Source organism: Haloarcula amylolytica (assembly GCF_049705545.1).
Lineage (GTDB): Archaea > Halobacteriota > Halobacteria > Halobacteriales > Haloarculaceae > Haloarcula > Haloarcula amylolytica_B.
In genome coordinates this window covers 1678869-1690970 of record NZ_JBNAMU010000001.1, presented here as the reverse complement: position 1 = coordinate 1690970, position 12102 = coordinate 1678869, and the positions used below count along the sequence as shown (strand labels likewise).

General features: G+C 63.2%; 13 protein-coding genes. 5 read left to right on the top strand and 8 right to left on the bottom strand.

Annotation, left to right across the window (positions count from 1 at the left end; translation table 11 throughout):
• Together ACOZ4H_RS09015 and ACOZ4H_RS09010 are read right to left on the bottom strand one after the other, a co-directional pair.
• Positions 1-639 (bottom strand): alpha/beta hydrolase, encoded by a 639-nt coding sequence (locus ACOZ4H_RS09015; RefSeq protein ID WP_424328958.1) that lies wholly within the window; start codon positions 637-639, stop codon positions 1-3.
• A gap of 165 nt (positions 640-804) precedes the next feature.
• Positions 805-1638: a VOC family protein gene (locus ACOZ4H_RS09010; protein WP_424328957.1), complete on the bottom strand. Its 834-nt coding sequence runs from the start codon at positions 1636-1638 to the stop codon at positions 805-807.
• Positions 1639-1921: 283 nt separating this feature from the next.
• Here ACOZ4H_RS09010 and ACOZ4H_RS09005 point away from each other — a divergent pair, with 283 nt between their 5' ends.
• On the top strand, positions 1922-2158 hold the full coding sequence (locus tag ACOZ4H_RS09005) for a UPF0058 family protein (RefSeq protein ID WP_424328956.1): 237 nt from the start codon (positions 1922-1924) through the stop codon (positions 2156-2158).
• A gap of 137 nt (positions 2159-2295) precedes the next feature.
• On the opposite strand, the gene ACOZ4H_RS09000 is transcribed toward ACOZ4H_RS09005, so the two are convergent.
• Entirely contained in the window at positions 2296-2769 is a 474-nt protein-coding gene (locus ACOZ4H_RS09000; RefSeq protein ID WP_424328955.1) for a DUF555 domain-containing protein, read from the bottom strand.
• A gap of 253 nt (positions 2770-3022) precedes the next feature.
• On the opposite strand from ACOZ4H_RS09000, the gene ACOZ4H_RS08995 reads away from it, so the two are divergent.
• From ACOZ4H_RS08995 to ACOZ4H_RS08985, 3 genes are read left to right on the top strand one after another with little or no spacing between them, the layout of a single operon-like run.
• Positions 3023-3931, top strand: coding sequence for a DNA-3-methyladenine glycosylase family protein (locus ACOZ4H_RS08995; RefSeq protein ID WP_424328954.1), 909 nt, complete (start codon positions 3023-3025; stop codon positions 3929-3931).
• A gap of 53 nt (positions 3932-3984) precedes the next feature.
• Positions 3985-4260, top strand: coding sequence for an acylphosphatase (locus ACOZ4H_RS08990; RefSeq protein WP_165353752.1), 276 nt, complete (start codon positions 3985-3987; stop codon positions 4258-4260).
• Between the two features lie 46 nt (positions 4261-4306).
• Positions 4307-5740, top strand: a complete 1434-nt coding sequence (locus tag ACOZ4H_RS08985) for an NAD(P)H-hydrate dehydratase (RefSeq protein WP_424328953.1) — start codon at positions 4307-4309, stop codon at positions 5738-5740.
• Positions 5741-5746: 6 nt separating this feature from the next.
• Here the strand turns inward: ACOZ4H_RS08985 and hflX are convergent, their stop codons facing one another.
• The gene (hflX, locus tag ACOZ4H_RS08980) at positions 5747-7057 is read right to left on the bottom strand and encodes a GTPase HflX (RefSeq protein WP_424328952.1); all 1311 of its coding nucleotides are present in this window, start codon (positions 7055-7057) and stop codon (positions 5747-5749) included.
• A 188-nt stretch (positions 7058-7245) separates the two neighbouring features.
• A complete protein-coding gene (katG, locus tag ACOZ4H_RS08975) occupies positions 7246-9441 on the bottom strand; it encodes a catalase/peroxidase HPI (RefSeq protein ID WP_424328951.1) in 2196 nt (731 codons plus the stop codon).
• 204 nt (positions 9442-9645) lie between these two features.
• On the opposite strand from katG, the gene ACOZ4H_RS08970 reads away from it, so the two are divergent.
• Complete coding sequence (locus tag ACOZ4H_RS08970) at positions 9646-9993, top strand: FUN14 domain-containing protein (RefSeq protein WP_424328950.1); 348 nt, start codon at positions 9646-9648, stop codon at positions 9991-9993.
• A gap of 15 nt (positions 9994-10008) precedes the next feature.
• Here the strand turns inward: ACOZ4H_RS08970 and ACOZ4H_RS08965 are convergent, their stop codons facing one another.
• From ACOZ4H_RS08965 to ACOZ4H_RS08955, 3 genes are all read right to left on the bottom strand, one after another.
• The gene (locus tag ACOZ4H_RS08965) at positions 10009-10737 is read right to left on the bottom strand and encodes a ribosome assembly factor SBDS (protein ID WP_424328949.1); all 729 of its coding nucleotides are present in this window, start codon (positions 10735-10737) and stop codon (positions 10009-10011) included.
• Positions 10738-10825: 88 nt separating this feature from the next.
• The gene (gene psmA / locus ACOZ4H_RS08960) at positions 10826-11596 is read right to left on the bottom strand and encodes an archaeal proteasome endopeptidase complex subunit alpha (RefSeq protein ID WP_424328948.1); all 771 of its coding nucleotides are present in this window, start codon (positions 11594-11596) and stop codon (positions 10826-10828) included.
• A 2-nt stretch (positions 11597-11598) separates the two neighbouring features.
• Complete coding sequence (locus tag ACOZ4H_RS08955; RefSeq protein ID WP_424328947.1) at positions 11599-12084, bottom strand: Rpp14/Pop5 family protein; 486 nt, start codon at positions 12082-12084, stop codon at positions 11599-11601.
• Between the last annotated feature and the right edge of the window lie 18 nt (positions 12085-12102).

Sequence of the window (12102 nt, the reverse complement as noted above, 5' to 3'; positions counted from 1 at the left end):
TTAGCTGACGAGATCAGCGACCAACGACGAGACGTACTCCAGTTCGTCTTCGTTCACGCCGTGACCCATCCCCTCGTAGATGCGTTCCTCCACATCCCCGTTCAGTTGCTCGAAGACCGAGGCGGTGACATGAACGCGCTCCTCGGGGATGTGCGGGTCGACGTCGCTACAGCCCAGGAACACCGGCGTCTCCTCAGTGTCGCCCTCGTACTCGCTTTCATCGATGGTCTCGCCGATGAGGCCGCCACTGAGGGCCACGAGGCCGCCGTAGCGCTGTGGGTTGCGGGCGACGAACTCGCTCGCGAGACAGGCCCCCTGGGAGAAGCCCAGGACGAGCACGTGGTCGGTCGGAATCCCGGCATTCTCGGCTTCCGTGATGGCGTCCTCGATAGCCTGCAGCCCCGATGTCCGTCCGGGTTCGTTCTGCTCGACCGGCGAGAGGAAGGAGTTGGGGTACCAGGTGTTCCGCGCGGCCTGTGGGGCGAGCAACGCCAGCCCGTCCTGCTGGAACTCTGCCCCCATCTGGACGATGCTCCGGGCAGTCGCACCCCGGCCGTGAACCAGCACCGCCGCCGCGCTCGCCTCCGAGAGCGTGGTTCCCGCGGTCACGAGCTGCTGGTCCTGATGGGGGTCGCTCACCGCTCTCCTCCCGGTTGTCGGCTGCGTTCTGCCAAGTCCGCGCAGTCGGTTTCTTTTCCCGCTCGTCCGGTTGCCGAAGCCAGCCACCGTGTCGTGTGCATACCCCAGATAGCGCGCGAAGATACTTGACTTGGCACATCGATCAGTAGATCGAAATGTCCGTGCTCAGGTTCGCAAGCGGAGTTCGATATCGTCGCCGTCACGCACTGTGAAACCAGTGTCAGTTTCGGAGACAGCGTAGTCGGACCGACGGAGGCGCTTGCGTGTCGTATCGAGAGTCGCTTCGTCAGGCAGTCGAATCTCGAACCACGCCAGTCCCTGTCCGTGGTGGGGCCTGGACCGCCCCTGCCAGACGTTAGCCCCGATGTGGTGGTGGTAGTCGCCGGCCGCCAGAAACACTGCCCCGTCGTACGTGGCCCTGACTCGCAGTCCGAGTGCATCGGCGTAGAACGACCGGGCCGTCTCCACCGACGAGACCTCCAGATGCACGTGTCCAATGTCGGACCCGGCGGGCATCGACTGTTCGCCGGCGGCAGCAGCCGCGACTGCCTGCGTATCGAGGGGCTCCGTGACCATTTCGACGTGACCCGACGGTGTCTCCTCCCACGACGCCCGCGGGAAGTCCCGATAGATTTCGACACCGTTACCGGCCGGGTCCGACAGATACAGCGCCTCGCTGACGCCGTGATCCGATGCGCCGGTGAGTGTCCACTCCGAGTCGATACGCTGGAGTGCGTCACCCAGCGCCGCTCGGGATGGAACGCGAAACGCGACGTGGTACAGCCCGGCCCCGGCAGAATCTCTCGCTGGTGCGTCTGGCCGATGGTTCAGGATCAGTAGTTCCTGTCCACCCACACCGAGTATCGTCCGGTCGTCGTCTGAGTCCAGGACGTGCAATCCCACAACATCACGGTAGAAATCGACGACCGGTAGCGGGTCAGCAACAGTCAGGGCTACCCGGCCGATTTCAGTTCCCGACGGGAGAGGCGCTTGGTCCATACCGATGGTAGACAGAGGCGACCCATAATCCTGGGTGCCAGCCGCCGACCGCAACGACCGGGTCGTATCGGCAGGGTGCCTCCTGAGCCGACTAAGCATCGTCGCTGAGGCCCAGTTAGCCTATGGCAGCGCCTTCACGGAAACGTAGAATTTAGTGTAAGATATACACAGTATACTTTGTTGCGGGAAACAGTCATAAACTATCACGTAGTATTAGCAGGGTCGTGTGTTAACCTTCATCAGAGTAGTACTATAACCTTCGAGTTGTTACCTTGGGTTGACTATGAAAAAGCAGGAGCTCATCCACCTTCACGGCCTGCTTGCACAGGTACAGAACCACTACGAAGCCGAATCCGGGACGGAAGTGGACCACGACGAATACGCGGAACTGGGCGTCAAGCCGACATCGATTCACAAGTCGAAAACAGACCACAAGGCCGCTGTCTTTGCGATTGCTGACGGTATTGCATCCGAGATGGCCGACGAATCCAAAGAGCCTGTTTCTGCCGCCGCGGACTAACAGTTCTCCGTAGTTTCTACGCAGTGCTCCCGACGAGCAGTGCCATTAGTGGTTATATAACGACTGCCAAATTCGTATCAGAAGCGCCATACGTCGAAGAGTGAAACAGATACGCCCCGACTGCTCGACGACCGGGCTTACTCGTCGATTAATTCCTCGAACTCGGGTAATACGTCGTCCGATTCGTCCTCGGACTGGCCCGACGACTGGTCGTCGGCCTCGGCCGTCGACTCGGTGGTCGAGGACTCGTCTTCCGTCGTCTCGTCGGATTCTTCCGGGATCTCCTCGATTTCGAGCACGTCAAGCGGGATGTTCTCAAGCCGTTGTCCGATCTCCTTGCGGGCGATTCGGGCGGCGTGTTCGTCCCGTTCGACGTTGAAGACGGTCATCTCCAGTTCGAGTGCGACGAGACTCTCATCGGCCGCGAGAAAAGCGGGTTCCAGTGTCTCACCGCAGTGTGGGCAGTGCCGATCCCCCATGTTAATCTCGACGTAGTTGAGGTCGGGATTCAGCATCTCCCCCGTCTTCGAGATGGCGATGCGAACTGCCTCGTCCGCAGACGCCACGTCGTACACTGGGACTGCGGCCTCGACAACAACTCGGCAATTCATACTAGCATGTTCGTTTTCCAATATAATGAAGGTTAGCCCTGGAACAGCGTTCATGTCATACCTCGTATATCGGGGTGTAGCGGGACGGAAAACTCCATTGAGGGTGACTCCGGCGAGCGGCGCAAAACATCACGACGACGAAAAACAGTGACAGGTGAGACAGACTGTAGTTACTAGTCCGCCGAGATGTGTGTCAAGGCGGTGTGAACGGAACTCGTAACGTCATTACCTCCAGGCCCGTACCACACAGACAATGGAACAGGGCGTTATCGATGTCGGGTCGCTGGCCGGCGGGATCGACTTGCAGGCAACTGTCGAGAGCGGTCAGTCCTACCTCTGGAACCGGGACGACGGCGAAATGTACCAGCGTGACGGAGCGACTGGCAGCGACGCGTGGTACTGGACCACAGTCCGTCGAGACGGCTCGCCAGCAGTTATTCGCGTCCGCCAGCGGGACGGTGTCCTCGAATGGGAGTCGACAATCGACGCCGAGGCGGACCTCAAACGGCTCCTCCGGCTTGAAGACGATCTCTCCGCGATTCGGGAGACAGCACCAGACGATGACGTGGTCCAGTCAGCCTACGATAGGTTCTGGGGGATGCGACTGGTTCAGGACCCACCCTTTGGCGCGCTCGTTTCGTTCATTTGTTCGGCTCAGATGCGCGTCGCGCGGATTCACGGCATGCAGCAGGCGCTCCGTGACGCGTTCGGCGAAAAAGTCGAATTCGACGGCCGGACGTACAACGCCTATCCGACGCCCGACGCACTGGCCGAAACGACCGAAGCGCGGCTCCGGGACCTCGGGTTGGGCTATCGTGCGCCGTACGTCCAGCGCACTGCGGAGATGGTCGCGACCGGCGATGCCGACCCGGAGGAAGCCGTTGGCCTCCACTACGAGGACGCCAGGGAGTCGCTCACCCGCTTCGTCGGCGTCGGCGACAAGGTCGCGGACTGCGTGTTGCTGTTCTCGCTTGACTACCTCGAAGCAGTCCCTCTGGACACCTGGATCCGGACGACCATCGAGGAGTATTACCCGGAGTGTGAGCGGGGGAACTACGCCGACACGTCGCGGGCCATCCGGGCCGCACTCGGTGGCGAGTACGCCGGCTACACGCAGACGTATCTGTTCCATTACCTCCGAACGGGCAGTAACGAGGAGTGATACGCGTAGCGGGAGGCGACAGTATAACGGGGTCCGCCGGCAAACCCTCGGACATGGCTCGCACGCGAGCACACGTGTTCGTCTCCGGTCGTGTTCAGGGCGTCTATTACAGAGCGACCACGCGGGAGCGCGCACAGGACCAGGGGGTCGACGGGTGGGTCCGTAACCTCGACGACGGACGCGTCGAAGCGGTGTTCGAGGGCCCCGAGGACGACGTAGAAGCGATGGTCGAGTTCTGCCACGAGGGGAGCGAACGCGCGAACGTAACCGACGTCGAAGTCGAGTTCGAGGAGCCGGAGGGTATCAACGGTTTCGAGGTCCGCTGGTAAGCCGCCGTCCCGTAGAGTTACTTCACTGGCGGGCGAACCCGCGGGTATGCTCACCGGCTCCGAAATGGGTGTCATCGATGAGAACGCCGCGGCGCTCGGCGTCCCGCGCAAACAGCTGATGGAGTCGTCCGGGCACGCCGTCGCACGGGCGGTCCGTACCCTCGCTGACCCCGGCGACCAAGTCACCATCGTCGCTGGTCGAGGGAACAACGGCGGAGACGCGCTCGTCACCGCCCGCTTTCTCGACGAGTACGACCTCCGCGTCCTTTTGTTGGGCCGCCCGGACGCCATCTCGACGACGATTGCCAGGGAGAACTGGGATGCGCTCCAGCACGCTGAGTATCCGACGGAACCAGTCAAAGATTCCTCGGCCTTCGACCTTGGGAGCCCTGACGTCGTCGTCGACGCGATGCTAGGAACGGGGATCGCCGGTGCCCTCCGGGAACCGGAGGCAACGGCCGCCACGGCGATGAACGAGAGCGACGCGACCGTCCTCTCTGTGGACGTCCCGTCGGGCCTCGACGCCGAAACGGGGCGGCTGGCCGAGAACGCCGTCGACGCCGACCACGTGGTCACGTTTCACGACACCAAGCCCGGCCTGCCGGACCTCGACGTCCCGGTCACCGTCGCCGACATCGGCATCCCCGACGCTGCGGAGTTGTTCATCGAGCGGGGCGACCTCACCCGCCTCGAACGGGACCCTGCGAGCCACAAGGGTGATAACGGCGAAGTACTGGTCGTCGGTGGCGGCCCGTACACCGGTGCGCCGGCGCTCACGGCCCAGGCTGCCCTCAGAGGCGGGGCCGACCTCGTCCGAGTCGCCTGCCCGGCCGTCGTCGCGCGCGAAATCCAGTCCTACAGCGAGAACCTCATACTGCGACCGTTCGACGGTGATCACCTCGCGCCACCACACGTCGACCGCCTCGCCGAACTGGCGGCAGAGCACGACACGCTGATCGTCGGGCCAGGGCTCGGGAACGCCGACGCGACGCTGGAAGCGGTCGGGGACCTGCTGTCAGGATTCGAGGGGACGGCCGTCGTCGACGCCGACGCCCTTTCCGTGGTTCCGGACATCGAAACGGACGCGGACCTCGTCTGCACGCCCCACCAGGGCGAACTTCTCGGCATGGGTGGCGAGACGTCCGAGGACTGGCGAGAGCGAGCGGACCTCGTCGAGTCCTTTGCATCGGAGATCGGCCAGACGCTGCTGGTCAAAGGCCCGTACGACATCGTCTCCGACGGCGAGCGGACTCGCGTCGGCCGGACGGGCAATCCGGGGATGACGGTCGGCGGAACCGGCGACGTGCTCGCGGGCGTGACGGGGGCGCTCGCCTGCGTTCAGGACCCACTCGATGCGGCCGCTATCGCCGCCTACACTGTCGGCAGCGTCGGTGATCGTGTCGTCGACGACCGCGGCTACGGACTGGTCGCAACGGACCTGCTAGAGGAGATACCGAGCGTCCTGTGGCAGCGAGAATAGGCAAGGTCAGGCCGACGCACCGACCAGGTCCCCCGCTTTCGCACGGGACTGCTCGATGATGGCCGGCCGCGCCTCGAACTCGATGACCACCTGATCGCCGTAATCGACCGTCTCCACGCTGGCGTGGTCGTGAATCCACGAGACGAGACTCATCGTGTCGTCAGTCATCGGGAGCACGAGCCGCTCGCGCTCGTAGTCCGGCAGTTCGTGGTCGATGCGCTCCGTCAGGTCGTCGATGTTGAGTCCCTGTTTGGCGCTGACCGCGACGGGGTTCGGCGCCAGCGACGAGAGCGCGTCTTTCTTGCGACGGACCTCTTCGTCATCGACCATGTCGGTCTTGTTGAGCACCGTGACGATGGGGGCCTCGTTGCGCTCGTACAGCGTGTCGTGGCTCGTCACCAGTTTCTCCCGGATTTCCTCGACGGACTCGGAGATGTCGACGACAAGCAAGACGAGGTCGGCGTGGTACACCGACCCGAGCGTCGATTTGAACGATTCGACGAGCCAGTGCGGGAGGTCCTGAATGAACCCGACGGTGTCGGTGACCAGCACCTCGCGCTTGCCGACCTCCGCGCGTCGCGTGGTCGTGCCAAGCGTTGTGAACAGACGGTCCTTGCTCTCGGCCGTCGTGTCCAGGTCGGGGTGCAAATCGTCGTTCTCGTCGACGTCGAGATCGTCGGCGAGGCGGCGCAGGAGCGTCGATTTCCCGGCGTTAGTGTAGCCGGCGAGGGCGACGAGGTCGAAGCCGGACTCCCGGCGCTGCTCCCGCCGGTGGCGCTCGGTCTCCTCGATGGATTCCAGTTCGTCACGGATGTTGGAGATCTGCTTTTTGATGTCCTCTTCGCGGGACTCGTCGTACTCGCCAAGGCCCATGAATCCCGGCCGTTCGTCGCGTTTGGCCAGGCTCGCCTTGGCCTCGGCACGCGGGAGTTCGTAGCGAAGTTCGGCAAGCTCGACCTGGAGCTGGGCTTTCCGCGTCTGGGCCCGCTGGCCGAAGATTTCGAGGATGAGCCGGAAGCGGTCGATGACGCGCACTCGCTCCGGGAGTTCGTTCCCGATGTTGTACGTCTGGTACGGGCCGAGCTGGTTGTCGAAGATCACGACGGCGGCCCCTTCGCGAGCGACCGCGTTGCTCAGTCGCGTTACCTTCCCCTCGCCGAGGTGGTACGCCGGGTCCTCCGTTCTGGTCTGTGTGATCTCGTCGACGACCTCGTAGCCGGCCGCCCGAGCGAGGTCCCGGATTTCCTCCGTGTCGGCGGTGCCACTGTCGACACGCTTCGCGATGACCGCCCGTTCCATGGTGTGTGTCGCCGTCACTCGTTAGAAAACTACGGTGTCCGATTATTTAACCCCCCGGGAGGACCTCGCATTCGTCCAGGGAGTCAACGGGGGTCGTAAAATGGCAGCTACTGTTGAGTGACTGCAGCCGGTCGGCGAAACCGACGATTTCGATACCCGCTCGAAGGCTGAAATACAGCCACCGAGGCGGTAGCGTTCAGTCCGGCCTATTCGAGGTCGAAGCGGTCGAGCTTCATGACCTTGCTCCACGTGTCCACGAAGTCATGCACGAGCTTCTCCTCTGCGTCGGCCGAGCCGTAGACTTCAGAGATTGCCCGTAGCCGGTCGTTCGAGCCGAAGACGAGGTCGATGCGTGTGGCTTCCCACTTGACCTCTCCGGTGTCGCGGTCGAGACCCTTGTAAACGTGTTCGGAGTCCGAAGCCGGCTCCCACTCCGTGCCCATGTCGAGCAGGTTCACGAAGAAGTCGTTGGTCAGCGTCCCCGGCTCGTCGGTGAAGACGCCGAGGTCGGTGTCCCCGTAGTTCGCACCGATCGAGCGCATCCCGCCGATCAGGGCCGTCAGTTCCGACGCCGTCAGGTTCAGGAGGTCCGCGTTGTCGACCAGCACTTCCTCAGCCGGTCGCGTGATGTCGTCCTGAATGTAGTTTCGGACCCCGTCGACCTTCGGCTTGAGCGCTTCGAAGGAGGCGGCATCGGTGTGCTCCGGCCCCGCATCCACTCGCCCGGGTTCGAACGGAATCTCGACGTCGTAGCCGGCGTCCGCTGCCGCCTGTTCGACGGCCGCATTGCCGCCCAGGACAATCAGGTCGGCAAGCGAGACCTGCGTCCCGTCAGAGCGCGAGTCGTTGAACTCCGCCTGGATGTTTTCGAGCGTCCCCAGAACCGTCTCTAGCTGCTCGGGCTCGTTGACCTCCCAGTTCTTCTGGGGTTCGAGCCGGAGGCGTGCGCCGTTGGCGCCGCCGCGCTTGTCGCTGTCGCGGTAGGTCGATGCCGATGCCCACGCGGTCTTGACGAGCTGGGAGACAGAGAGGTCCGAGTCGAGGATTTCGGCCTTGAGCTCGGCGATTTCCTCGTCACCGATGAGGTCGTAGTCGGCGTCCGGGAGCGGGTCCTGCCAGATCATCTCCTCGTCAGGGACTTCCGGACCGAGGAACCGCTCCGGCGGCCCCATGTCACGGTGGGTCAGCTTGTACCAGGCCTTCGCGAAGTTCATCCCGAACTCCATCGGGTTCTCCTGGAAGGTTTCCATGATCTCCCGGTAATCCGGATCTCGCTTCAGGGCGATATCCGTCGTGAGCATCATCGGCGTCTGCTTCTCGTCCGGGTCGTGGGCGTCCGGGACGCTGTTTTTCAGCTCCTCGCTCTTGGGTGCCCACTGCCACGCGCCGCCGGGGCCCTTCTCCGGCTCCCACTCGTAGTCGAGCAGGTTGTTGATGTATCCCATGTCCCACTCGGTCGGCGACTGGGTCCACGGGCCTTCGATACCGCTCGTGATCATCTCGCCGCCCTTGCTGTTCCCGTTCTTGTTCTGCCACCCGAGGCCCTGCTGCTCGATAGGGGCTGCTTCCGGTTCGGGACCGAGGTTCTCCTCGGGATCGTCAGCACCGTGGACTTTCCCGAACGTGTGTCCGCCGGCGATGAGTGCGGCCGTCTCCTTGTCGTTCATCGCCATGCGGTCGAACGTCTGCCGGATGTTCTTCGCCGACGCCTCCGGGTCAGGGTTGCCGTCCGGTCCTTCCGGGTTCACGTAGATGAGGCCCATCACGGAGGCACCGAGCCCTTCTTCGATTTCGCCTGGCTCGTCGAAGCGCTCCTGGGTTTCCATCTCGTCTTCCGGCCCCCAGTTGACAGCCTTATCCTCCTCGAAGGCGTCCTCGCGGCCGCCGGCGTAGCCGAACGTTTTGAACCCCATCGACTCGATAGCGACGTTCCCTGCGAGGATCATCAGGTCGGCCCAGGAGATCTTTTGGCCGTATTTCTGCTTGATCGGCAGGAGCAGCCGTCGCGCCTTGTCGAGGTTCGCGTTATCCGGCCAGCTATTGATAGGTGCAAACCGCTGTCGACCGCCAGCCGCGCCGCCGCGACCGTCGGCAGTCCGGTACGTCCCGGCGCTGTGCCAGGCCATCCGGATGAACAGCGGGCCGTAGTGGCCGTAGTCGGCCGGCCACCAGTCCTGCGATGAGGTCATCAGCTCTTCGAGATCCGACTTCACCGCTTCGAGGTCGAGCTTCTGGAACTCCTCCGCGTAATCAAAGTCATCCTCCATCGGACCGACATCCCGGGCGTTCTGGTCGAGAATCTCCAGGTTCAGCTTATTTGGCCACCAGTCCTGGTTGGATTTCGGTCGCTTCGAACGTCCGCCTGCAGCGCCGCTCATATCGGAATTCGGTGTTTCTGCCATCTTAACAGTAAGTAAGATTCGTCGGTAGCATACAAATCTTTGGATATGAGTAAAGAAATAGCATCGTGTGAAAAAACAATCCCCTGAATTCTTCGGGACGCCTGGGTAGCAACGACGCCCTGTTCCCGGGACTGTAACTGGGTATAAAAAGGAAAGCTCCGAGGGAGCACAAAGGATTTAAAAACAGACAGTCAGGTACGCGGTATGGGTGAGTTCGTCCTACAACTAGATGGGTTGGGCCTCCAGCAGATGGGTCTCGAATTCGGTGGCGGCGGCCTTATCGGCGGGATCATCGGGTTCGCCGCGAAGAAGGTCGCCAAGCTCATCGCCGTCATCATCGGCATCGAGTTGGCGCTGTTCAAGTTCCTTGAGACGCGCGGTATCCTCGAAGTGAACTGGAACGCGATAGGCGGGGCAGCACAGAACGCGACCGGTACTGCCGGGGACGCGGCGGCGACGCAACCGCCGTCTTGGGTCATGTCGCTGCTTTCGGCGCTGCCGGTCAGTGCTGGTTTCACGGCCGGCTTCCTGATCGGGTTCAAGAAGGGGTAACGCGACGCCGCGGCGTCAGCCGCGCGTACTGATGTCGTCTTCGTCTTTGATTATCTGGGTTTCCGCCTCGCCGCTGGTGTGTTCGTTCACCACGTCGTAGAAGTCGTTCTGTAGGCCGGCTGGGAACGTCATGACGCCGACCCACGAGCCGTCGGACTGCCACTCCTCGCGTTCGAGGTCGCCGAACTGCCGGATCTGGGCCTGGGCGCTCCCGGCGTAGTCCGCGGGGACCTGTACGGCGACGGTGACCTCGTCGAACCGGATCGGGATGACCGGCCGGAGCGCATCGAGGGCGTCGTCGACCTGCGCCTCGACGGGCTCCATCGGGTCGACCCTGAAGTCCGTCTCTTCGAGGGCTGACTCGATTCGCTCCGGCGGATGTGGCGCGTCGTCCATCTGGGGATTGACCGCGTTGCGCGTGATCCGCTGGATGAGCTGTTTATGCTTTTTTTCTTGCATCTCGCGGCGCTGGTCGGCTGTGATCTGAATCTCCCCCCGCTTGATGACTTCGGGGATGATAGCCATCGGATCGGTGGTGTCAAACACCTCTTCGAGCATGTTCTCGGGCGGTCGATCCCCCCGCGAGGCGTCCTCGAACACGTCCTCTGCCGCGATAACGTCCTCGAGGTCGCCGTCGAAGTCATCACGTTTTATCGCTAGCGCCGCGTCCGGATCCACCAGTACCTCGAACCGTTGGCCGTGGGATTCGAGGCGCGCCGTCACCGCCTCGTCAAGCGATATCATACCCGTCGGTAGCAGTGGGCCAGTTAAAGGCCTTACTGCGTGGTCGGACAGAAAAAGTCCGGTCGCCCGCGAAGGCACGTCGGAAGCGTTACTCTTCCTCGGTGTCTTCGTCGTCCTCGTCTTCGCCGGTATCAAGCAGGTCGGCCTCCGCGAGATGGGTCTCCTTCTCCTCGTCGGTCAGCTGGCCGAACGTCTCCGTTTCGACGTCGACCGTGGCGACGCCGATGCCTTCCGGCGTGAGCCCGTCCTCGTTGACCGACGCGAGAGCGGCCAGCGCGAGGTCGACGCCCTCGTCGAGGTCCATCCCCTCGTCGTAGTGCTCTTCGAGGTAGTCCCGGATGTCGCCGCGGTCGGCACCGACAGCGAGGGCCTTCCACTCGTAGGGCGTCCCGGAGGGATCGGTCTCGAACAGGCGCGGCTCGCCGTTGACGATGCCGCCGATGATGAGCGCGACGCCGAAGGGGCGCGCGCCGCCGACCTGGGTGTACTGCTGGATGTAGTCGGTGATTTCCTTGGTGAGGGTCTCGACGCCGACCGGCTCGCCGTAGCGCAGCTGGTTCACCTGTGCCTGTCGGCGGGCGAAGTCGATGAGCTGTCGGGCGTCAGCGACGTGGCCGGCCGAGGCGATACCGATGTGGTCGTCGGCCTTGTGGATCTTCTCGACCGAGGAGCGCTCCATCAGCGGCGACCGGATGCGCTTGTCCACGGCCAGAACGACGCCGTCGCTCGTTCTGACGCCGATGCTTGCTGTGCCGCGTTTGACTGCTTCGCGGGCGTACTCGACCTGGTAGAGGCGTCCGTCCGGCGAGAAGATAGTGATCCCGCGGTCGTAGGCCTGCTGTTGGTTTTGTCCCTGCATAGTTATCGGAAATCGAGTGCTGTCGCGCCGACGAACGCACCGCCGGAGGCCGCTTCGACATCGTAGCGCGGAGGCCGAACAGTAGCGCCCCGGTCTGCGTTCTCGAACACGACGTGTCTCTGTTCAGTGGATTCCGGCGGCCCGCGTATATACTTTTCTTCACAGGCACGCACGGTGCCGCTAATCCCCCGGATTCGGACCCGAACCTCGTCGCCGTCGACGCTCTCCAGACAGGTCAGCGCGGCCCGTGCTGGGTCTGTCTGGCCGCGTCTTGTCCGGATGATAGCCTCGGCCGTGCCGTCGTAGTCGTGGAACTGGAGGACGGTCATATCCGTCTCGGCGCTGCCGGTGTCGCCCAGCAGGTTCTGCGCGGCGTACCACACCGCCCGCTGGAACGCCCGGCGGTCCAGCGACGCCGTCGGCCACGTCTCGATGCCGACGGCGAGATAGCGCCACCGGGGCCGGAGATGCTTCGGGAGGTGTTTCATACGCCAGCGTCGGGACGG

Excerpts from the sequence above, each read along its gene's own strand:
- ACOZ4H_RS09000 (WP_424328955.1), bottom strand. The coding sequence starts at position 2,769 with ATGAATTGCCGAGTTGTTGTCGAGGCCGCAGTCCCAGTGTACGACGTG.
- ACOZ4H_RS08955 (WP_424328947.1), bottom strand. The coding sequence starts at position 12,084 with ATGAAACACCTCCCGAAGCATCTCCGGCCCCGGTGGCGCTATCTCGCC.
- ACOZ4H_RS08985 (WP_424328953.1), top strand. The coding sequence starts at position 4,307 with ATGCTCACCGGCTCCGAAATGGGTGTCATCGATGAGAACGCCGCGGCG.
- ACOZ4H_RS08965 (WP_424328949.1), bottom strand. The coding sequence starts at position 10,737 with ATGATATCGCTTGACGAGGCGGTGACGGCGCGCCTCGAATCCCACGGC.
- ACOZ4H_RS08970 (WP_424328950.1), top strand. The coding sequence starts at position 9,646 with ATGGGTGAGTTCGTCCTACAACTAGATGGGTTGGGCCTCCAGCAGATG.
- psmA (WP_424328948.1), bottom strand. The coding sequence starts at position 11,596 with ATGCAGGGACAAAACCAACAGCAGGCCTACGACCGCGGGATCACTATC.
- ACOZ4H_RS09005 (WP_424328956.1), top strand. The coding sequence starts at position 1,922 with ATGAAAAAGCAGGAGCTCATCCACCTTCACGGCCTGCTTGCACAGGTA.
- ACOZ4H_RS08990 (WP_165353752.1), top strand. The coding sequence starts at position 3,985 with ATGGCTCGCACGCGAGCACACGTGTTCGTCTCCGGTCGTGTTCAGGGC.
- katG (WP_424328951.1), bottom strand. The coding sequence starts at position 9,441 with ATGGCAGAAACACCGAATTCCGATATGAGCGGCGCTGCAGGCGGACGT.
- ACOZ4H_RS08995 (WP_424328954.1), top strand. The coding sequence starts at position 3,023 with ATGGAACAGGGCGTTATCGATGTCGGGTCGCTGGCCGGCGGGATCGAC.
- ACOZ4H_RS09010 (WP_424328957.1), bottom strand. The coding sequence starts at position 1,638 with ATGGACCAAGCGCCTCTCCCGTCGGGAACTGAAATCGGCCGGGTAGCC.